We start from the raw sequence: 20,414 nt of genomic DNA on the forward strand, positions 1-20,414 counted from the left end.
CGGCGCCCTGCAGATCGGCCGCGGCGTGGAGATCGTCTCGGGCTGGTCGGCGCCGGGGAACACGGTGGCGCTGGGGATCATCGTGGTGCTCACGATCGGCACCATCGTCTCGGCGGTGTCCGGTGTGGCCCGCGGCGCCTCGATGGCCGAGGGGGAGGACATGCAGGAGTTCCTCTCCCACTGGACGATCTTCTACTGGGCGTGGTGGGTGAGCTGGGCCCCGTTCGTGGGCGTGTTCATGGCGAAGATCTCGAAGGGCCGGACCATCCGCCAGTACGTCCTCGGCGCCCTGTTCATCCCGGCCGCGGTGATCGTCGGCGCATTCACGATCATCGGCGGCACCACCGTCTGGCTGCAGCGGACCCGGGGCTCTGTGGCGCCGGACGGCACGGCCGCCTCGCTGCCCGCGCCGGCGGAGATCTTCTGGGTGGTCCTGGACCAGCTGCCCGGCGGCGGGCTGGTGGCCCCGGTCGTGATCGTCATGCTGGCGGTCTTCTTCATCACGACGGTGGACTCCGCCTCGATCGTGAACTCGCAGCTCTCGCAGCGCGGTGCCCCGGCCCCGCGCCACACGATCACGGTGTTCTGGGCACTGTGCATGGCGGGCATCGCCGTCGTGATGCTGCTGACCGGCGGCGACACCGCGCTCACCGGCCTGCAGAACCTCATCACCATCACGGCGCTGCCGTTCACCGTGGTGCTCGTCCTCATGGCGGTCGCGCTCCAGCGCGAACTGGCCAACGACCCCTTCGCGATCCGTGACCGGTACCAGCGGGCCGCCGTCGAGAAGGCGACGGTGCGGGGCCTGGTGCAGTACGGGGACGACTTCGCGTTCACAGTGGAGCGCACCCCGCCGGGCAGCTGGTACGCGGCCGGTGAGGGGTTCGACTCCACCGCCGCGGCGATCACCGACTGGTACCGCCGCACGGACGAGGACGGGAACCCGGTGGACTACGACTACGTGCTGGGCGAGTACCCGGACGAGGGGGACGGGGACGACGCGGACGGGCCCGCCGGAGCGGGCCCGTCCGGTCGCTGACTCAGGCGCGCGGCTCCGGGGTGCCGACGAGCTCGGCGCGGGAGTCGGCGGTCGCGTGGGCGCGGGCCTCGACGATCTCCTCCTCGTCCTCGCCGAAGATGTCGCCGCGCGGGGCGTCGTAGCGGTCCCGGTCGAGGATGCCCTCCTGGGAGGCCACGAGCGCGGGGATGAGGGCCTGGCCGGACACGTTGAGGGCGGTGCGGCCCATGTCCACGATCGGGTCGACGGCCAGGAGCAGGGCCATGCCCTCGAGGGGCAGCCCGGCGGTGGACAGCGTGAGCGTGAGCATCACGGTGGCGCCGGTGGTGCCGGCGGTCGCGGCCGAGCCCAGCACGGACACGAGCGCCACGAGGGCGTATTGGCTCAGGCTCATGTCGATCCCGTAGAACTGGGCGATGAACACGGCGGCCACGGCCGGGTAGATCGCGGCGCAGCCGTCCATCTTGGTGGTGGCGCCCAGCGGCACGGCGAAGGAGGCGTAGCCGGTGGGCACGCCGAAGTTGCGCTCGGCCACCCGCTGGGTGACGGGCAGCGTGCCGAGGGAGGAGCGGGAGACGAAGCCGAGCTGGAAGGCCGGCCACACGCCCGTGAAGAACTGCTTGACGGAGAGCCCGTGCAGGCGCGCCAGCAGCGGGTACACCACGAGCATCACGAGGGCCAGGCCCACGTAGATCGCCACCACGAACTTGGCCAGCGTGCCCATCGTGGACCAGCCGTACGAGGCCACGGCGTTGCCCAGCAGGCCGATGGTGCCGATCGGGGCCAGGCGGATGATCCACCACAGCAGCTTCTGGATGATGGCGAGCACCGAGCGGGAGAACGTGAGGAACGGGGCGGCCTTCTCGCCGACCTTGAGCGCGGCCACGCCCACGACGATCGCGATCACGAGGATCTGCAGCACGTTGAACGTGGGGGAGGAGGCCAGCGCGCCGTCCTCGCCTGCCGTGGTCTTGACCGTCAGGCCGAGGAAGTTCGCCGGCACCAGGGAGGTCAGGAAGTCGAGCCAGCCGACGTCCTTGGCCTGGTACGACGCCGGCGCGGTCTGGCCGGTGCCCACGCCCGGCTGCAGCACGACGCCGACGGCGAGGCCGATGAGCACCGCGATCAGGCTCGTGATGGCGAACCACAGCAGGGTCTTGGCGGCCAGGCGGGCCGCATTGGTCACCTGGGCCAGGTTGGCGATGGAGGCGACGACGGCGAAGAAGACCAGCGGGACGACCGTGGCCTTCAGCAGGCTGATGTAGATGCTGCCGATGGTGGCCAGCGTCTCGCCGAGCCAGGTCGGGTGCTCGGAGGTGTGCCCCGTCGCGCGGGCGATCAGGCCCAGGACGAGGCCGAGGACGAGGGCGGCGGCGATCTGCCAGCCGAAGTTCGACGTCCAGGCGGGGAGCCGGCGTCGGGGCGCCGGTGCGGGGGAGGACTGTGCGGTGCTCATCCGGGGGAGATTAGGCGGACCAATACCATGACACCGAAACGGATTGCGTCATGTGACGTCGTGGTGACGTCCGTCTCGTCCCCGCGTGGCCCAGCACGGGGGTCCTGTGATGTGCCCCGCACCCGGGTCACCGGTTTGACCCCCGGGCATAGAATCGCGGAAACACCCGTCCCGAAAGGCGCCTTCGTGACCACCACCAGCACCGGTCCCAGCCCCGAGCCCGTCCACTCCTCCTCGGATCCCTTCGGCTTCTTCGGCCTCACCTATGACGACGTCCTGCTCCTGCCCAACGCCACGGACGTGATCCCCGCGGACGCGGACCCGGCCACCCGGCTGACCCGCAACATCCGCTTGAACATCCCCATCGTCTCCGCGGCGATGGACACCGTGACCGAGGCTCCCCTGGCCATCGCCATGGCCCGCCAGGGCGGCATGGGCATCATCCACCGCAACCTGTCCATCGAGGACCAGGCCCGCCACGTGGACACCGTGAAGCGCTCCGAGTCGGGGATGATCAAGGACCCCGTGACCATCGGCCCCGACGCCACGCTCGCCGACCTGGACGAGCTGTGCGCCCAGTACCGCGTCTCGGGCCTGCCGGTGGTGGCCGAGGACATGACGCTGCTGGGCATCATCACCAACCGCGACACCCGCTTCATCCCGCGCGAGGAGTGGGCCACCCGCACGGTGGACACCGCCATGACCCGCATGCCGCTGGTCACCGCGCAGGAGGGCGTCTCGCGCGCCGAGACGATCCGCCTGTTCTCCCAGAACCGCGTGGAGAAGCTGCCGCTCGTGGACGATGCGGGCCGCCTGACCGGCCTGATCACCATCAAGGACTTCGACAAGGCGGAGCAGTACCCGGACGCCGCCAAGGACGACGAGGGCCGGCTGCTCGTCGGCGGCGCCGTCGGCTTCTTCGGCGACGGCTGGGAGCGCGCCATGGCGCTCGTCGAGGCGGGCGTGGACGCCCTCGTGGTGGACACCGCGAACGGCCACACGCACGGCGTGCTGGACATGATCGCGCGCCTGAAGAAGGAGAAGGCGGCCGCGCACGTCGACGTCATCGGCGGTCAGGCCGCGACCTACGCGGGCGCCAAGGCGATCGTCGACGCCGGCGCGGACGCCGTGAAGGTGGGCGTGGGCCCGGGCTCGATCTGCACGACCCGTGTGGTGGCCGGCGTCGGCGTCCCGCAGATCACCGCCATCTACGAGGCGGCCAAGGCCACGCGCCCCGCGGGCGTCCCGCTGATCGCCGACGGCGGCCTGCAGCACTCCGGTGACATCGGCAAGGCCCTCGTGGCCGGCGCCGACTCGGTGATGCTCGGCTCCCTGCTGGCCGGCACGGCCGAGTCCCCGGGCGACCTCGTGTTCTACCAGGGCAAGCAGTTCAAGACCTACCGCGGCATGGGCTCCCTGGGCGCCATGCAGACCCGCAACGGCACGCGCTCCTTCTCCAAGGACCGCTACTTCCAGGCGGACGTGCCGGACGAGGACAAGCTGATCCCCGAGGGCATCGAGGGCCAGGTGCCCTTCCGGGGCCCGGTCGCCTCGGTGGTCCACCAGCTCGTGGGCGGCCTGCGCCAGACGATGTTCTACACGGGCGCGTCCACGGTGGCCGATCTCAAGGAGAACGGCCGCTTCGTGCGCATCACCGCGGCGGGCCTGAAGGAGTCCCATCCGCACGACATCATGATGACCGTCGAGGCCCCGAACTACCGTTCGCGCTGACCCGCACGTCGGGTCCGGGGCGAGCCCCGGACGGGGGCGGCGCCGACGACACGGTCGGCGCCGCCCCCGTGGCGCCTGGGCTAGGCTGGCCCGGTGACGAACCAGATTGAGATCGGCCGCGGCAAGCGCGGCCGCCGGGCCTTCTCCCTCGACGACGTGTCCGTGGTGCCCGCGCGGCGCACCCGGGATCCCCAGGACGTCAGCCTCACGTGGCGCATCGACGCCTACACGTTCGACATGCCCGTGATCGGTGCGCCCATGGACTCCGTGATGAGCCCCGAGACCGCCATCGCGATGGGGCGGCTGGGCGGTCTCGGCGTCCTCAACCTCGAGGGCCTGTGGACCCGCCACGAGGACCCGCGCCCGCTGCTCGAGGAGATCGCCGCCCTCGAGGCCGGCCCGGCCGGGACCGAGGCCACCCGCAAGCTGCAGGAGGCCTACGCGGCCCCCATCCGCCCCGATCTGATCACCGAGCGCCTCGCGCAGATCCGCGAGGCCGGCGTCGTCGTCGCGGGCTCGCTCACCCCGCAGAACACGCAGGAGTTCTACCGCACCGTCGTGGCGGCGGGCGTGGACCTGTTCGTCATCCGCGGCACCACCGTCTCGGCCGAGCACGTCTCCTCCACCCAGGAGCCGCTGGACCTCAAGCAGTTCATCTACGAGCTGGACGTGCCCGTGATCGTGGGCGGGGCGGCCGGCTACACGCCGGCCCTGCACCTGATGCGCACCGGCGCGGCCGGCGTGCTCGTCGGCTTCGGCGGCGGCGCGTCCACCACCACGCGCCGCGCCATGGGCATCCGCGTGCCGATGGCCACGGCCATCTCGGACATCGCCGAGGCGCGCCGCGACTACATGGACGAGTCCGGCGGCCGCTACGTGCACGTGATCGCCGACGGCGGCGTCTCCACCTCGGGGGAGATCGTCAAGGCGATCGCCATGGGCGCGGACGCCGTCGTCCTGGGTGCCGCCCTGGCCCGCGCCACCGACGCCCCCGGCGGCGGCTGGCACTGGGGCCTCGAGGCCGCCCACCCGGAGCTGCCGCGCGGGCACCGCACCCACGTGGGCCAGGTGGCTCCGCTCGAGGAGGTCCTGTGGGGTCCCGGCCGCCACGCGGACGGCACGTCCAACCTGATGGGCGGCCTGAAGCGCGCCATGGCCACCTGCGGCTACACCGAGCTCAAGGACTTCCAGAAGGTGGAGGTCCTCGTGACCCCCACCCAGACCGTCTGATCCCCGCCGCCGCATGGCGGCACCCCCGACCGGAAGAGTTGATACGGCGTGCTGCGCACCGCCCTCAAGCCCGTCTGGCTGGCCACCCTGGTGCTGGCCCTCGTGGCGGCCGCGGTCTTCGTGGCGCTGTCCAAGTGGCAGTTCGAGTCCGCGGAGACGAACGCGCCGCCGCCGCGCACCCAGACCGAGCACGCCGTGCCGTTCCTGGAGCACGTGCGCCCCTACGAGGCCCTGCTCGGCTCGCAGGCCGACCAGGTCGTCACGGTCGAGGGGGAGTTCGTGCCCGGCACGGACGTCCTGGTCGGCCCGCGCCTGCTGAACGGCCGCGACGGCTACTGGACGGTCACGGCCCTGCGGGTGGCCGGCGCCCCGGACGGCGAGGTCGTCCCGGTGGTCCGCGGCTGGTCGGCCGACGCCGACGTCGTGGACCCCGCGCCCACCGGGCAGGTCACCGTCACCGGACGCCTGCTGCCCCCGGACGGGCCGCTGCCGCGCGAAGCCGCGGCCGAGGACACCGCCGACCGGCTCCTGTACCGCAGCCTGGCCCCGGCCCAGCTGGTGAACGTGTGGGGCGAGCCGTCCTACGCGGCGTACGTCGCGGCGTTCGAGATGGCCGACGCCGCGGGCGCCGAGACGGGCGCGGTCGGCCCCGGCGGGCTCGAGCCGGTGTGGGTGGCCCCGCAGCCGGAGGAGACCCAGATCATCTGGCTCAACGTCTTCTACGCCGTGGAGTGGATGCTCTTCGCCGGCTTCGCCCTGTTCCTGTGGTGGCGGTTCGTCCGCGACGACCACCTCCGGGACGAGCACGAGCGCCGGCTCGACGAGGAGTGGGCCGCGCAGTGGCGCGCCGAGGAGCTCGAGCGGCGCCGGGCGGCCGCGCGTGAGGCCAAGGAACGGGCCGTCGCGGCGCAGGCCGCGGCGCACCCACGCCAGGACCACGACGACGACGGGGCCGCGCGCCCCGACCCCCGCGACCCGGGCCCCCGTGGGCCCCGAGAGGAGCAGAGCCGATGAGCACCCAGCACCCCGGCCCCCAGCCGGTGGACCCGGCGAGCCTGCCGGATCCCGAGGACATCACGGAGGCCGACCTGCCCGAGCCGCCCCCGCGGCCGGGCCGGGAGCATCGCCGTTTCGCCGGCACCCAGCAGCAGATCCGCTCCGCCACCCGCCTCTACGTGGTGTGCGCGTGGATCACCGGCATCATGCTCCTGCTGCTCGTGGCGGAGATGGTGCTGAAGTACGGCATGCACGTGGAGCTCTACGCGGGCGGCACCACCCTGGACGGAGACGCCAACGGCCTGGGGCTGCACCCCACGGACAGCGTGACCGGGGGAGTGAACCTGTCCTTGTTCATCCTCATCGCCCACGGCTGGATGTACGTGGTGTACCTGCTCGCCTCGTTCCGCCTGTGGTCCCTGATGCGCTGGGAGCCGCTGCGTCTGCTGGCGATGGCCGGCGGCGGCGTCGTGCCGTTCCTGTCCTTCGTGGTGGAGAAGCGCATGACCCGCGTGGTCCGGGACGAGCTGCACCGCTTCCCGGACGCCGCGCGGCGCTACTGAGCGCCTCGACTATCCTGGACGGGTGACGCAGAACGCCCCCCACCCCGACACCCCCGCCCCGCTCAGCGACGTGATGCCCACGGTGCTGGTGCTGGACTTCGGCGCCCAGTACGCGCAGCTCATCGCGCGTCGTGTGCGCGAGGCCAACGTCTACTCCGAGGTCGTGCCCGCCTCCACCCCGGCGGCGCAGATCCTGGAGCGCAGGCCCGCGGCGCTGATCCTCTCGGGCGGGCCGTCGTCGGTGTACGAGCCCGGCGCCCCGCAGCTGGACCCGGCGCTGCTCGAGGCCGGGGTGCCCGTGCTGGGCCTGTGCTACGGCTTCCAGTCGATCGCGCACGCCCTCGGCGGCACCGTGGCCAAGACCGGCACCCGGGAGTACGGCTCCACCCGCCTGGACTCGGTGGATGCCGACTCCGTGCTGTTCGCGGGCCAGGACCTCGAGCAGGTCGTGTGGATGTCCCACGGGGACGCCGTGACGCAGGCGCCCGAGGGCTTCGCCGTGACGGCCTCCACCGCGGGTGCCCCCGTCGCCGCGTTCGAGGACCGCGAGCGCCGCATCTTCGGTGTGCAGTGGCATCCCGAGGTGGGCCACTCCTCCCGCGGCCAGCGGGTGCTCGAGCAGTTCCTGCACGTGGGTGCGGGCCTGGGCTCGGACTGGACGGCCAGCGGCGTGATCGAGGAGCAGGTCGAGCGCATCCGCGAGCAGATCGGGGACAAGCGGGCCATCTGCGGCCTGTCCGGCGGAGTGGACTCCGCCGTGGCCGCGGCCCTCGTGCAGCGCGCCATCGGCGACCGCCTCACCTGCGTCTACGTGGACCACGGCCTCATGCGCGAGGGCGAGTCCGCCGAGATCGAGCAGGCCTTCGGCGAGGCCCACGGCCGCGCCCGCCTCGTGATGGTGGACGCGCGCGAGGACTTCCTGTCCGCGCTGGCCGGCGTCACCGACCCCGAGGCCAAGCGCAAGATCATCGGCGAGCGGTTCATCCGCACCTTCGAGAAGGCGCAGGCGGACATCGTCCTCGAGTCGGAGCACGACCCGGACGCCACCGAGGTCCGCTTCCTCGTGCAGGGCACGCTCTACCCGGACGTCGTCGAGTCCGGCGGCGGGGACGGGGCGGCCAACATCAAGTCCCACCACAACGTGGGCGGCCTGCCGGACGACATCGAGTTCGAGCTGTGCGAGCCGCTGCGCGAGCTGTTCAAGGACGAGGTCCGGGCCGTCGGCGCCGAGCTCGGCCTGCCCGAGGGCATCGTGCACCGCCAGCCGTTCCCGGGCCCGGGACTGGGCATCCGCATCATCGGCGAGGTCACCCAGGAGCGCCTGGACCTGCTGCGCCGCGCGGACGCCATCGTGCGCGCCGAGCTCACCGCGGCCGGGCTGGACCGCCAGATCTGGCAGTGCCCGGTGGTGCTGCTCGCGGACGTGCGCTCCGTGGGCGTGCAGGGTGACGGCCGCACCTACGGCCACCCGGTCGTCCTGCGCCCCGTCACCAGCGAGGACGCCATGACGGCGGACTGGGCCCGGATCCCGGACGACGTCCTGTCCCGCATCTCGAACCGCATCACCAACGAGGTCGACGGCGTCAACCGCGTCGTGCTCGACGTGACCAGCAAGCCGCCGGGCACCATCGAGTGGGAGTGAGCGGCGCGTCCGGCGCCGCATCCGGCCGCCCCTGACCGGGGCGGCCGTCCGCACGAAGACCGCCTGGACCCAGGCGACGGAGGAAGGACCGCACGCACGTGACCGAGCAGGAGTTCCCGCGCCTGGCCCGCGCCCGCGCCGCCGCACGCCCCGACGAGGGGCAGACCCGCCCCGACCCGGCCGCCTGGGTGTCCTCCCTGGGCTCGGGCGCCGAGAACGACACGATGCTGCGGTTCGCGCCCTCGGCGGCCAACAGCATCGACCTCACGGAGGCGAACTCCTCCGGCGTCTCGCAGCTGCTGCTGGGGCGGCGCACCCGCCTGTCCACCCTGCTGCCGGCCGGCCCGGTGCTGGACGCGGCGCACGAGGTCTCCCTCGGCCTGCGCGCCAAGGTCCGCGAGCTGGCGGAGGAGCGCGGCATCGACGTCGGCGCGCTCGCCGTGGGCGTGGCCACGTGGACGGCCGAGGAGGACGGCCGGCGGGAGCGCCGCTCGGCCCCCGTGCTGCTGGCCCGCGTGGCCCTGACGGTGCGCCGCGGCGCCCGGGGCCGGGACGAGCTGGAGGTCCAGATCACCGAGCCGGCCCGCCTGAACCCGGCGCTCGTGCGGAACCTGCGCCGGCACCACGGCATCGCCCTGGACCCCGAGGCGTACCAGCAGGCCGCCTACGCCACGGCGCGCCTCGAGCCCGCCCCCGCGTTCGCCCGTCTGCGCGAGGAGACCGCCGCGATCGCGGACCTGCACGTCCAGGACTGCCTGCTCGTGTCCACGTTCGCGGACCTCGGCGAGACCGCCTCCCTGCCCGCCTCCCTCGAGGATCTGCCCGTCGTGCAGGCCCTGTACGACGCCGGCACCGGCATGGTGCCGCGCCTGGCGGCGCTGCAGCCCACGGGCGCGCCCGCGGAGGACGACGTCGCCCCGGCGGACGAGCGCCTCGTCGTCGACGTCGACGCCGCCCAGGCGCGCGTGCTCGAGCACGCCGCGGCGGGGGAGTCTCTCGTGGTGGCGGCCGCCCCCGGCACCGGGCAGACCCAGACCGCCGCCGCCCTGGCCGCACGCCTGGCCTGGGAGGGCCGGCGCGTGCTGGTCGTGGCCGAGCGCTCCGCCGCCCTGGCCGACGTGCTCGACCGCCTCGAGGAGGCGGACCTGCGCTCGATCGCGCTGGATGTGCCCGCCAACGCGGACCCCGAGCTGCTCCGCCGCCAGCTCGTGCAGGCCGTCCTGCGCTCCGAGCGGGCCGTGGACCCCGACACCGCCCGGGACGAGGCCGCGCTGACCGAACGGCGGCGCCGGCTGCAGGAGCACGTCGGCTCGCTGCACCACGTCCGCCCCCGCTGGGGCTGCTCGCCGTTCCAGGCGATGCAGGCCCTGGCCGCCCTGACCGGGCTCGAGACGCCGCCGTCCACCACCGTGCGCCTCAAGCGCTCCGTCCTGGACTCCACCGTGAACCGGCAGGCCGTGGGCGAGCAGCTCGTGCGCGCCGGGGAGCTCGGCGCGTTCTCCGCCGCCGCCACCGAGAGCCGCTGGTTCGGCGCCCGCGTGCGCAACGTGCAGGAGACCGAGGCCGCCTCGGAGCTGGCCGACGAGCTGGCGGCGGCCCTGCACACCACCCGGCGCGCCGTGGACACCGCCGCCGCCCAGGCCGGTCTGCGCCCCGAGCGCACGGTGGCCGGCTGGGCGGAGCAGGCGGACCTCTACCGCCGTGTGGCCCGCACCCTCACCGAGTTCACCCCCGAGGTGTTCTCCCTCGACGTGCCGCAGCTGGTCGCGGCGACCGCCACCAGCTCGTGGCGGCGTCTCCACCTGGTCGAGATGTCCTCGGTGGCCCGGTCCCGCCTGCGCCGCGCGGCGAAGGACGCGGTCCGCCCGGGCGTGCAGCCCATGGACCTGCACGGCGCCCTCGTGGACGCCGCCGCCGTCCTGGAGGACTGGAACCGCCACGCCGCCGAGCCGGGCACGCCCCCGCAGGTGCCGGACCAGGGGGAGCACGTGATGGGCCACGTCGGCCAGGTGCGCGAGCATCTGCGCCGGCTCGAGGCCGTCCTCGCCCCGGAGGCCGTGGCCGAGGGGCCGCTGGACGAGCGCGACGTGGACGACCTCGTGGCCGCCGTCGACGGGCTCGTGGCGGACCGCGACACCCTGGCCACGCTGCCCGAGCGCACCCTCGTGCTGGACAGCCTGCGCGACCACGGCCTGGCGGAGCTGCTCGAGGACCTGCGCGACCGTGAGGTGCCCACCGAGGCCCTGACCGCCGAGCTCGAGCTGGCGTGGTGGCAGTCCGCGCTCGAGGCGATGATCTCCGGGGACGACTTCCTGGCCATGATGAGCGGCACGGACCTGGCCGAGGTCGAGCGCGGGTTCCGCGACCTGGACCGCGCCCATCTCGAGCGCGGCGGCGCCCGGCTCTCCGCGGCGCTGGCCACGCGCTGGAGGGAGGCGCTGCGCAGCTATCGCGCGGACGCGGCCGTGCTGCGCACCCTGCTCAAGCAGGGCAGTCCCACGGTCGAGTCCCTGGCCACGATCACCCCCGAGCTCCTGCAGCCGCTCGTGCCGGTGGTCACCACCTCGCCCATGGCCCTGTCCGAGTTCCCCCCGGAGTGGCGCGCCGACGTCGTCGTGCTGCTGGAGGCCGACGCGACCGCCCTGGCCACCGCGATGGGAGCGCTCACCCGCGCCCCCCAGGTGGTGGCCCTCGGCGACCCGGTGATCGGGCGCCCGCAGTCGTTCCAGGTGTCCGTGGACCCGACGGCGACCGCCGGGCCCCTGCGCCCGCTGCGCTCGGCCCACGACGCGCTGGACGAGGTGCTGCCCACCCTGCCGCTGCGCACGGTGCACCGCCCCCTCGAGCGGCGCCTCGTGCGCCTGCTCTCCGCGCTCGCCTATGACGGCGCCCTGGACGCGCTGCCCACCGCGGGCGAGGCCACCGGCCGGAATCGTGCCGTCACGGCCGAGTACCTGCCCGAGGGCACCGGCATCCCGATGACCGGCGGCGACGTGGTCGAGTCCACGAACGCCGAGGTCGCCCGCACCGTGGAGCGTGTGTTCGAGCACATCCGCGACCGGCCCGAGCAGTCCCTGGCCGTGGTCACGGTATCCGAGCAGCACGCCCGCCGGGTGGCCGCCGCGGTGCAGGCCACGGCCGCGCAGGCGCCGTGGGCCCACGAGTTCCTCGCCCGCGGCCGCGGCGAGGACGCCGCCGAGGCCGAGCCGTTCGTGATCGTGCCGGTCGTGCGCGCCGCCTCCGTGGTGCGCGACGCCGTGATCCTCACCCCCGGCTACGGCCGCACCCCGCATGGCCGCGTGGTGCACCATTTCGGCGCCTTCTCCGACCCGGACGGCGAGCGCATGGTCACGGTCGCGCTCACCCGGGCACGCCGCCGCCTGCACCTCATCTCCGCGCTGCGCGCCGCGGACCTGGACGAGGACCGGCTCGACGGCGGCGCCCTCTGGTTCCTGCGGCTGCTCGAGGCCTACCTGGGCGACGACGCCGCGGACCCGGTGGGCATGGTGGGCGATCCGCTGCTGGCCGATCTGCGCGACCGACTCGAGGAGCACGGCGCCCGCGTCCTGCCCCGCCACGGCGGCGTCATGGACCTGGCCGTGCTCGACCCGCGCGCGGACCAGGACGAGGCGCCCCGTCCGCTGGCCCTGGCCGGCGACGGCGGCGAGGTGTACCGCGCCCTCACGGTGCGGCAGCGCTCGCGGACCCTGCCCGAGGGGCTCGAGGCCCGCGGCTGGGAGCCCCGGACCCTGTGGTCGATCGACGTGTTCGCGGACCCCGAGTCCGTGGCCCGCGAGCTGGCCGACCGGCTCGGCGTGGAGCCGACGGACGAGACGGACGAGACCGACGACGATGTCCGCTGACGGCGCGCCGCGCCGCCGCGGACCGCGCCGGGCAGACGCCCCGGGCACCGGTCCGGCCACCGCCGACGGCCGCGAGCCGCGCCTGCCCGGGATGCCCCGCCTGACCGGGCAGGCCGGGACGTCGCCGGCGACCGCGCCGACCGGACATGAGGCCGGGGTCGAGTCCGGCCCGGCCGAGGCCCAGCGCGACCGCTGGCTGCGCGAGCAGCGCCCGCCCCACTGGGGCTGAGCCGGCCCGATCCGGCCGGGTCAGTCCGCGGCGGCGGAGGATGAGGACGACGTCGAGGACGTCGAGGACCCGGCGGCCGAGTCCGAGGTCGATCCGCCGGCCGAGCCGGTGCCGGAGCGCGAGTCGGTCCGGTAGAACCCGGAGCCCTTGAAGCTCACGCCGACCGAGCCGTACTGCTTGCGCAGGACGCCGCCGCACGCGGGGCACTCGGTGAGGGCGTCGTCGGTGAAGGCCTGGACGGCGTCGAAGGCGTGGCCGCAGTCCTTGCAGCGGTAGGCGTAGGTGGGCATGCTCAGCTCCAGCTCGCTCGGGGCGCGCCGGGGCGCGCGATTCTGGGGGGGATCCGACCCCCGATGCTACTCCGCGCCGCGGGCCGGGCTCAGATCCAGCGCAGCCCGGCCGCGGTGACGACGCCGTCCACGGGCCGGTCCGTGGGCTCGGCGGGGATGGCGCCCGCCGGCAGCAGCTCGTCCTCGAACACGAGGGCCACGGTGGGCACGGCCTGCGGCAGCTCGGCGAGGAAGCGGTCGTAGTAGCCCCCGCCCTGGCCCAGGCGCATCCCGTCCTCGGCCACCGCGAGCGCCGGCATGACCACCGCGGCCGCCGCCGCCAGCGCGTCCGTCCCGAGTCGTTCGCCCACGGGCTCGTCCACGGGGGCGTTTGCGGCGCGCGCCGTCGCGGCCTCCGGGTGCCACGGAGCCCAGCTGAGGCGTCGTTCCGGCTCGATCACGGGGACGAGCACCCGCGCCCCCGCGGCCAGCAGGCGGGTGCGCAGCACACCGGTGTCCGGCTCGGTGGCCATCGGCAGCACGGTGGCCACCACCGGGGCGGCCCCGTCCGCGGTCGCCGCGGCCACGCGCGGACCCAGCCACGCCCACAGGTGCTCGACGGCGGCCGCGGACTCGGCGGCGCGGCGCGCGGGGGAGCGGTCGCGGCGGGCGGCGCGCAGGCGGGCACGCAGGGCGGCCTTGGCGTCCACGACGTCGTCGACGCCGGCGACGGGGCCCGCGGTGGCGGGCTCGGGCACGGGAGGGGGAGTGCGCATGTCCCCATGATGCCCGCCGCACCGGAGCCGCGCCCGGCCGCGCATAGGATCGACGCCATGTCCTGGCAGCGTTCCCCCTGGCCCGTGACCCTGCGGCACGGCACCCTCGCCCTGCGGCCGCTGCGGCTGCGGGACCGGGAGGCGTGGGAGGAGCAGCGGGCGCACAACCGGGAGTGGCTGACGCCGTGGGACGCCACGAGCCCCGTGCCGGGCGCGGGCCCGTCATCGTTCGGGCAGATGGTCCGCTGGCACGGCCGCCAGGGCCGGGACGGCAGCGCCTACACGTGGGGCATGGTCCTCGACGACGACCGCCCGGACCGGGACCGTCTGGTGGGACTGCTGTCCCTGGGCGGGATCCAGTACGGCTCGCTGCTCTCCGGCTCGATCGGCTACTGGGTCGACCGTCGCGAGGCAGGCCGGGGGCTGACGCCGACGGCCGTGGCCATGGCGACGGACTGGGCGTTCCGCGGCGCCGGTCTGCACCGGGTCGAGGTCAACATCCGCCCGGAGAACGCGGCCAGCCTGCGGGTCGTGGCGAAGCTCGGCCTGCGCGACGAGGGCCTGCGGCGCGCGTACCTGCACGTGGACGGCGCCTGGCGGGACCACCGGACGTTCGCGGTGACCGCCGAGGAGGTCCCCGAGGGCCTGCTGGCCCGGTGGCTGGCCACCCGGCCGCGCCCCTGAGCGGCCCGGAGGGACACGCCGCGTGCGGACACGCCGCGATGGCCGGGCCGGTCCGCCCCCGGCGCTAGGCTGACCGCATGGATGAGACCATCGCGCCGACGACGGCCGTGCAGGCTGCGCTCGACGCGCTGGCCGACGCCCGGGTGAGCGCGTCGCTGGTCATCGTGGCCCTCGTGGCCTTCCTGGCCTGGCGGCTCGTGCTGCGCCGCCATCGTCTCGCGTCCGCCCCCGCCCGCCCGTCGATGCCGAGGTCCTTCATGCACCGCCTGCAGAGCTCGCCCGCCGCCCGTGCCCTGACCGCCCGGCTCTCGGGCCGCCTGAGCGCCGCCGCCGACGCGGCGCGCACCGCCCGCGGCCGGACCGGCCTGCACATCCGGTGGGGGCGCACGGCGCTGTTCCTCGCTGCCCTCGTGGCCCTGCTCGTGTTCCTCGTGGCCGGGCTCGCCGCGGCATTCGGCGCGGGCACCCTTGCCCTGGCCGGCTGGTCGCTCCTGTTCGCCGTGGCCGGGCTGGCCGGCCTGCGGGCCCTCGCGGTCCGCGACCGCACCCGTCGCGCCCGGCCCGCCGTCGTCGTCGTCCCGGAGCGCCCCGCCGCCCCGGCGGCCGAGGAGCGCGAGGCCCCGGCGGCGGACCCCGAGCGGGACCGCCGCGTGCTGGAGACCGTGCTGGCCTTCGAGACCGAGGCGCCGCGTCCGGCCGCCGCGCCCGCCGCGTCCCGGGTCGAGCCCGTGGTGGTGACCGCCTCCGCCGCCCCCGCAGCGGACCGCGCCGTGACCATCCCCGCGGTGCCGCGCCCCACCTACCTGGACGCCCCGGAGATGGCGCGCCCCCTGCCGGCGCCGCTCGAGACCCCCGCCCCCACCGGCGCGGACACCCGGCTCCAGGACGCCGCGCGCACGGCGGACGATCAGATCAGCGCCGCCGCCGAGCAGGACATCGCCGCCCTGGACCTGGACAACGTCCTGGCGCGGCGCCGGGCCTGCTGAGCCCCGCCGGGCGGCCACGCTCGTGAGCATCGACCGAGCCGCCGCGCGCCAGGCCGTCCGCGCGTCGGGCGAGCGCTGGCTGCGCACCCGAGCCGACGCCCTGCACCTGCAGCGGGGGCGTCGGCTCGCGCGCGTCCTGGACCTGGACGTGATGACCGGACGCGCGGGCGACGCCCGCGTGCGCTCCCGCACCCTCGTCCTCGCCCGCGACCCCCGGCACCCCGCCGCCCCCGCCGCGGCGTGCCCGCCCGTCCCGGGCGAGCGCGGGATCCTGGAGGACGGCACCCTGTGGTGGTGGGCCCCCGCCGACCCCGTCCTGCCGGGCCTCACGCTGACCGGCGACCCGGATGCGCTCGCGGCCCTGCTCGGCACGGCGCCGGGCCGGGCCCGCCTCACGTGGCGCGGCTACCGGCCGCGGGACCGGGCGGTCCTGGCCGTCGAGGCGACCGGCGACGACGGCGTCGTGGCCCGCACGTTCCTGAAGGTGCTCCCGCCCGCGCGCGCCGCACGGGTCGCCCGGCGCATGGCCGCCGCGGGGGCGGCCGGGGTGCCGGTGCCCGCCGTCCTCGCGGCGCCGGCGCACGGGGTGCTCCCGCTCGCCAGCGTGCCGGGCCTGCCCTGGCGGGCGCTGCTGGCCGGGCCCGAGGCCGCCGCGCTCGACCCCGCGCGGGTCGCCGCGCTGCTGGACCGGCTGCCGCCGGTGCCCGAGGAGCTCCCCGGCCCGACGGGCCCCACGGCCGGGGCGGCTGGGGGCGCCGACGCGGACGCCGGCGGACCCGCCGTCCTGCTCGAGCACGCCACGTGGGCCGCCGTCGTGCTGGACCCCGAGGCCCAGGACGAGGCCGCCGCCCGCGCCGACCGGCTCCGCGCGGCGCTCGCGGCCGGGGACCCCGGCCCGCGCGTGCCCGTGCACGGCGACCTGCACCCGGGGAACCTGCACGTGGACGCGGCGGGGGAGCGGATCACCGGCGTGCTGGACGCCGACGACCTGGGCATGGGACACCGCGTGGACGACTGGGCCGTCCTGATCGCCCATCTCGAGGCGGGCGCCGTGGACCTCGGCGCCGGCGGCGCCGCGCTGCGCGCCGTGGCCGCACGGTTCCGGCACCACGCCCGCACCGAGGTCGACGAGGTGACGCTGGCCGCCCGCGTCGCGATCGTGCTCGCCGCCCTCGCCGCGCAGCCGACCGCGCCCCGCGCCGTGCGGTCCGCCCGCCGTGCCGCCGCCGACGCCGCCCTGGCCCGCGTCGGCCTGTGACCCGCGACGGCTGCGCCACAGTCGGGCCGGGCCGGTCCGGGCCGCCGGGCCGGGCCACCCCCTCGAGGGGCGGTCAGTCCGCGCCGAGCCCCTCCCGGAGCGCGTCGAGCTCGTCCCGGACGCGCGCGGCGCCGTCGTGGTCCCCGAGGGTGGACAGGCACTGGTGCAGGCCCGTGAGCGCCCCGAGGCGCACGAGCGTGGAGTCGGTGGCGTCGCACACCAGGCGGAAGAGCGTCGCGGCCTGCTCGGGTCTGCCGTCCTCGGCCACCACGTAGGCGGCGAAGAGCTCGGCCTGCGCGGCGCCCTCGCGGTCCCCGGCGGCGGTGAACAGGTCGGCGGCCTGCAGTGCGGTGGCGATCGCCTCCGGCCCCCGCTCGAGCGACCACAGGGCCCGGGCGCGGGTGTCCGTGTAGTCGGCCACCTGCCAGTCGGCGCCGGCGTCCCGCACGAGGGCGAGCGCCTCCTCGAGGAGGTCGAGGCCCTCCGCCTGACCGGACTCGCACAGCAGGTACCCGTGCGCGTGCAGCGCGGCCGGCAGCACCGCCGGGTCCTCGTCCACCGCCTGGCGCGCGGCCGCGACCGCCCGCTCGAACAGGTCGAGGGCGGAGGGCCGGGTGCGTTCGTCGCGCTCGCGGTTCACGAGGGCGCCGGCGGCCAAGAGCGTGCGGGCGGCGTCCTCCCACTGGCCGTGGGCCTCGAACAGGCCGGCCGCCTCCCGCCACAGGGGCAGCGCGTTCTCGGCGCGGTCCTGGTCGTGGTGGGCGTGGCCGAGGTCCACGAGGGCGCGGGCCTGCTCGACGTCCCGGCCGTGGGTGGCCTCGCGGCGCACCAGCCGGGCGAGCAGGGGCTCGGCCTCGTCGGCGCGGCCGGCGAGCACGAGCTGGTGCGCCCACCAGTAGCTCAGGCTCGAGGCCTCCGGCGCCTCGGCCTTCTCCGCGTGCACGGAGGCCAGCTCCCACGCGGCCACGGCGACCTCCTCGTACCCGTCGAGGTCGCCGGCCACGCGCCCGGCCAGGGCCGCCGCGGAGGCGGCGCCGCGCCGCAGCCCGACCGAGGCCATCCGCTCCGCCGCCTCGAGCGCCAGGTCGAGGGCCGCCGTCGGACGGTCCAGCTCGTGGGCGGCGATCGCCCGCACCGTGGTGGCGGAGGCGAGGACGGCCCGGGCGGCGGGCAGCGCGGTGACGACGGCGGCCGCCGCGTCCGCCTCGGCGTGCTCGCCCCGCCACAGGTGCAGGCGGGCGAGCAGCAGGTGCGCGCTGGACCACGAGCCGGTGGGCAGCAGGGCACCGGCCGCGCGCAGCCCGCCCAGGACGGCGATGACGCGGCGGGCCAGCTCGAGCGCGGCGTCCAGGTCCCCGGTGTGCACGCGGTGCACGGCCAGGGCCAGGGCGGCCTCGGGCAGGACGGTGTCCCCGGGGTCCTCGCCGGGAGCACCCGGCTCGTCCTCCACGACGCCGGCCAGCACCGCCGCCTCGACCGTGTCCGGATCGCGCACGAGGGCGGCGCCGAGCTGAGACTCGAGCCCGGCCTGCCGGGGCCGGCCGAGGTGGCGCAGCAGCGCCGCCCGGGCCTCCACCCAGCGGGTCAGGGCGGCCTCGTCCCCGACCTGGCCCGCGGCGACGGCGAGCGCCCGCAGCAGGGCGAGGCGGACGTCGTCCTGGCCGGGCACGAGCGCGGCCAGGCCGGAGTCGGCGAGGCGCGCGGACTCCCGGGGCTCGTCGCGCAGTGCGGCCTCGAGGGAGAGCTCCCACCAGCCGCGGGCGTCCAGGGCGGACGGGGTGTCGGGCGCCGCGGTGACGCGGGCCTGCCGGAGCAGGGCGTGCACCCGGTCCAGGGCGGCGTCGACGGCCGGCTCCACGGGGCCGCCGGAGGGGTCGTCCCGGCGGGGCGGGTCCTGCGGGGTGTCCACGGGCGCTGCTCCTTCCGGGGGTGGGACGGGTGGTCCTCCAGCCTAGGGCGCGGGTCGGTGGACCGTGCCGCTGTTCGCGGTGGGCGGTGCTCGTAGACTGGCCGGGCCCCGGCGTCGCCCGCCGCGGGCCGTCCCACCGCCGCCAGGAGCCCGCAGCCATGAGCACCACCCCCGCCGCCCCGGACGCCGCCGGAGCGCACCCCGCCGGCCCGTTCCAGACCCGCGCCGGCGCCTACGCCCTGATCGTGGACGGCGGCCGCGTCCTGCTCAGCTCGTGGCAGGGGCCCGAGTTCCTGCAGTGGACGCTGCCCGGCGGCGGCATCGAGCTCGGCGAGAGCCCGGAGGAGGCGTGCCTGCGCGAGGTGTGGGAGGAGACCGGCCACACCGCCGAGCTCACGGGCCTGCTGGGCGTCACGACCGGGACGATCCCGGTGGAGAAGCGCCTGCGGGGCGAACCGCTGCCCCTGCTCACCGTGCAGGTCCTCTACACCGCCCGCATCACGGGCGGCGTCCTGCGCCCTGAGGTCGGCGGATCCTCGACGGACGCACGCTGGTTCGACCTCGCGGAGCTCAGCGAGCTGCGCACCGCCTCCTGGGTCACCGAGGCGCTCGCCCGTGCCGGGGTGGCCACGTGAGCCGCCCCGCCCACCGCCGCCCGACGGCCCTCGCCGCCTCCGCCCTCGTGCTGTCGCTGGCCCTGGGGGCGTGCGCGCGGCAGGCGGACGCCCCGCCGACGCCCTCCGCGTCAGGCACACCGATCACGGTCGTGCACGGCGGCGAGGGCCTGGAGGCCGCCGTCGCGGCGGTCCTGGCCCGTCACCTGCGCCTGCACGGCCACGCCGTGGCGGACGAGGACGGCGTCGCCGTGGAGCAGCCGGCGTGGTCCGCCGCCGTCGGGGACACGGTCGCCGTCGTGGACACCCTGGCCCTGGCCACTGCCGCCGACCCCGCAGCGGCGCTGCCGTCCCCGCCGCCGCCGACGTCGACCCCGTCGTCGACGCCGACCGGGACGGAGACCGGCACGTCCGCGGACGCCGTGCCCACCCCCTCGGCCACCGCCTCGACCGCCGCCCCGAGCCCCACCGCGCTGCCCGTCGGCGACCCCGCGGCCGACGCCCCGGCGGCCGGGCGCGTCCTGGAGACGCTGCTCGCGGAGGAGACGGCCGCGGCGGGGACACCGCAGGACGAGGCCCCGGCGGTGCTGTCCTCGACCGCGGGCGTGCTGCGCCTGACCGCGGTCGTCACCCAGACCACCGCGGCCCGGCTCGAGCTCGAGTCGATCACGGACCTCAACGGCCGGTGCGAGTCGCTCACCGCCGTCGCACCCCCGGCCCTGACCGCCGCGGCGGACCCGGACGCGGCCACGGCCCTGCGCGCCCGCCTGGACCGGCTCGCCGGCTGCCGACCCGAGACCTGGCTGGCCGACACCGAGCACCCGAGCGCCGCCGTCGCCGCGGACGAGGCCCAGGTCGCGCTGCTGACCGGCACGGATCCGGAGATCGATGCGAACACGCTCGTCCCGCTCGAGGACGACGGCCGTGTGCTCCCCGAGGGGCGGCTGACCGCCGTCGGCTCCGCCGCGACGCTGGACGACGACGCCGAACAGCGCATCGCCGAGGTGATGTCCGCCCTCGACGGCGACGGCCTGCGGGAGCTCGAACGGCTCACCACGGGCGCCGACCCGCTTCCTGTCGCCGAGGCCGCGCAGTACTGGCTGGTGGACCAGGGCCTGGAGGACGCGCCCGAGGACTGGTTCGTGCCCCGCGACCCCTGGTTCTGAGCTCGCACGGGGTCGGGGTGCCGG

17 protein-coding genes are annotated in these 20,414 nt (G+C 76.0%); 13 read left to right on the forward strand and 4 right to left on the reverse strand.

Annotated features, from left to right (window positions below; translation table 11 throughout):
• The first annotated feature begins 25 nt into the window (after window positions 1-25).
• The gene (locus AC0VX4_RS02930) at window positions 26-1,039 is read left to right on the forward strand and encodes a BCCT family transporter (RefSeq protein WP_330986837.1); all 1,014 of its coding nucleotides are present in this window, start codon (window positions 26-28) and stop codon (window positions 1,037-1,039) included.
• Window position 1,040: 1 nt separating this feature from the next.
• On the opposite strand, the gene AC0VX4_RS02935 is transcribed toward AC0VX4_RS02930, so the two are convergent.
• A complete protein-coding gene (locus tag AC0VX4_RS02935; protein ID WP_060775387.1) occupies window positions 1,041-2,474 on the reverse strand; it encodes a dicarboxylate/amino acid:cation symporter in 1,434 nt (477 codons plus the stop codon).
• A gap of 186 nt (window positions 2,475-2,660) precedes the next feature.
• Between AC0VX4_RS02935 and guaB the strand changes: the two genes are divergently transcribed.
• From guaB to AC0VX4_RS02970, 7 genes are all read left to right on the forward strand, one after another.
• Window positions 2,661-4,205: an IMP dehydrogenase gene (gene guaB, locus AC0VX4_RS02940; protein ID WP_002857598.1), complete on the forward strand. Its 1,545-nt coding sequence runs from the start codon at window positions 2,661-2,663 to the stop codon at window positions 4,203-4,205.
• Between the two features lie 93 nt (window positions 4,206-4,298).
• Window positions 4,299-5,435: a GuaB3 family IMP dehydrogenase-related protein gene (locus tag AC0VX4_RS02945; RefSeq protein ID WP_002857600.1), complete on the forward strand. Its 1,137-nt coding sequence runs from the start codon at window positions 4,299-4,301 to the stop codon at window positions 5,433-5,435.
• A 48-nt stretch (window positions 5,436-5,483) separates the two neighbouring features.
• A complete protein-coding gene (locus AC0VX4_RS02950; RefSeq protein ID WP_475464550.1) occupies window positions 5,484-6,449 on the forward strand; it encodes an SURF1 family protein in 966 nt (321 codons plus the stop codon).
• Window positions 6,446-6,994, forward strand: a complete 549-nt coding sequence (locus AC0VX4_RS02955) for a DUF3817 domain-containing protein (RefSeq protein ID WP_144825882.1) — start codon at window positions 6,446-6,448, stop codon at window positions 6,992-6,994. The genes AC0VX4_RS02950 and AC0VX4_RS02955 overlap by 4 nt, the downstream gene beginning before the upstream one ends.
• A 22-nt stretch (window positions 6,995-7,016) precedes the next feature.
• Window positions 7,017-8,636 carry a glutamine-hydrolyzing GMP synthase gene (guaA, locus tag AC0VX4_RS02960; RefSeq protein WP_475464551.1) on the forward strand — a complete coding sequence of 540 codons (1,620 nt, stop codon included), beginning with the start codon at window positions 7,017-7,019 and terminating at the stop codon, window positions 8,634-8,636.
• Between the two features lie 98 nt (window positions 8,637-8,734).
• Window positions 8,735-12,499, forward strand: coding sequence for a DUF4011 domain-containing protein (locus tag AC0VX4_RS02965; RefSeq protein WP_475464552.1), 3,765 nt, complete (start codon window positions 8,735-8,737; stop codon window positions 12,497-12,499).
• Window positions 12,489-12,728 carry a hypothetical protein gene (locus tag AC0VX4_RS02970; RefSeq protein WP_095694833.1) on the forward strand — a complete coding sequence of 80 codons (240 nt, stop codon included), beginning with the start codon at window positions 12,489-12,491 and terminating at the stop codon, window positions 12,726-12,728. Before AC0VX4_RS02965 ends, AC0VX4_RS02970 begins: the two co-directional genes overlap by 11 nt.
• 20 nt (window positions 12,729-12,748) lie before the next feature.
• On the opposite strand, the gene AC0VX4_RS02975 is transcribed toward AC0VX4_RS02970, so the two are convergent.
• Complete coding sequence (locus AC0VX4_RS02975) at window positions 12,749-13,018, reverse strand: FmdB family zinc ribbon protein (protein WP_060775382.1); 270 nt, start codon at window positions 13,016-13,018, stop codon at window positions 12,749-12,751.
• 89 nt (window positions 13,019-13,107) lie between these two features.
• Window positions 13,108-13,773 (reverse strand): 5-formyltetrahydrofolate cyclo-ligase, encoded by a 666-nt coding sequence (locus AC0VX4_RS02980; protein WP_475464553.1) that lies wholly within the window; start codon window positions 13,771-13,773, stop codon window positions 13,108-13,110.
• Window positions 13,774-13,830: 57 nt separating this feature from the next.
• Between AC0VX4_RS02980 and AC0VX4_RS02985 the strand changes: the two genes are divergently transcribed.
• The 3 genes from AC0VX4_RS02985 (at window position 13,831) to AC0VX4_RS02995 (ending at window position 16,701) form a co-directional block, all read left to right on the forward strand.
• Window positions 13,831-14,457 (forward strand): GNAT family N-acetyltransferase, encoded by a 627-nt coding sequence (locus AC0VX4_RS02985; RefSeq protein WP_475464554.1) that lies wholly within the window; start codon window positions 13,831-13,833, stop codon window positions 14,455-14,457.
• A 77-nt stretch (window positions 14,458-14,534) separates the two neighbouring features.
• Window positions 14,535-15,443: a hypothetical protein gene (locus AC0VX4_RS02990; RefSeq protein ID WP_475464555.1), complete on the forward strand. Its 909-nt coding sequence runs from the start codon at window positions 14,535-14,537 to the stop codon at window positions 15,441-15,443.
• Between the two features lie 22 nt (window positions 15,444-15,465).
• A complete protein-coding gene (locus tag AC0VX4_RS02995; RefSeq protein WP_475464556.1) occupies window positions 15,466-16,701 on the forward strand; it encodes a phosphotransferase in 1,236 nt (411 codons plus the stop codon).
• A 73-nt stretch (window positions 16,702-16,774) separates the two neighbouring features.
• On the opposite strand, the gene AC0VX4_RS03000 is transcribed toward AC0VX4_RS02995, so the two are convergent.
• Entirely contained in the window at window positions 16,775-18,610 is a 1,836-nt protein-coding gene (locus AC0VX4_RS03000) for a hypothetical protein (RefSeq protein WP_475464557.1), read from the reverse strand.
• 158 nt (window positions 18,611-18,768) lie between these two features.
• Here AC0VX4_RS03000 and AC0VX4_RS03005 point away from each other — a divergent pair, with 158 nt between their 5' ends.
• Both AC0VX4_RS03005 and AC0VX4_RS03010 read left to right on the forward strand, forming a co-directional pair.
• The gene (locus AC0VX4_RS03005) at window positions 18,769-19,245 is read left to right on the forward strand and encodes an NUDIX hydrolase (protein ID WP_049159977.1); all 477 of its coding nucleotides are present in this window, start codon (window positions 18,769-18,771) and stop codon (window positions 19,243-19,245) included.
• Window positions 19,242-20,390: a glycine betaine ABC transporter substrate-binding protein gene (locus tag AC0VX4_RS03010; protein ID WP_409480335.1), complete on the forward strand. Its 1,149-nt coding sequence runs from the start codon at window positions 19,242-19,244 to the stop codon at window positions 20,388-20,390. The genes AC0VX4_RS03005 and AC0VX4_RS03010 overlap by 4 nt, the downstream gene beginning before the upstream one ends.
• Window positions 20,391-20,414: the final 24 nt, after the last annotated feature.

The sequence above is a fragment of the Micrococcus sp. 63XJN7_8_ISO-PGPR-S23-253 genome (assembly GCF_056173425.1).

Coding starts and splice junctions, on each gene's coding strand:
- AC0VX4_RS02935 (WP_060775387.1), bottom strand. CDS start 2,474: ATGAGCACCGCACAGTCCTCCCCCGCACCGGCGCCCCGACGCCGGCTC.
- AC0VX4_RS02975 (WP_060775382.1), bottom strand. CDS start 13,018: ATGCCCACCTACGCCTACCGCTGCAAGGACTGCGGCCACGCCTTCGAC.
- AC0VX4_RS02955 (WP_144825882.1), top strand. CDS start 6,446: ATGAGCACCCAGCACCCCGGCCCCCAGCCGGTGGACCCGGCGAGCCTG.
- AC0VX4_RS03005 (WP_049159977.1), top strand. CDS start 18,769: ATGAGCACCACCCCCGCCGCCCCGGACGCCGCCGGAGCGCACCCCGCC.
- AC0VX4_RS02990 (WP_475464555.1), top strand. CDS start 14,535: ATGGATGAGACCATCGCGCCGACGACGGCCGTGCAGGCTGCGCTCGAC.
- AC0VX4_RS02980 (WP_475464553.1), bottom strand. CDS start 13,773: ATGCGCACTCCCCCTCCCGTGCCCGAGCCCGCCACCGCGGGCCCCGTC.
- AC0VX4_RS02970 (WP_095694833.1), top strand. CDS start 12,489: ATGTCCGCTGACGGCGCGCCGCGCCGCCGCGGACCGCGCCGGGCAGAC.
- AC0VX4_RS02985 (WP_475464554.1), top strand. CDS start 13,831: ATGTCCTGGCAGCGTTCCCCCTGGCCCGTGACCCTGCGGCACGGCACC.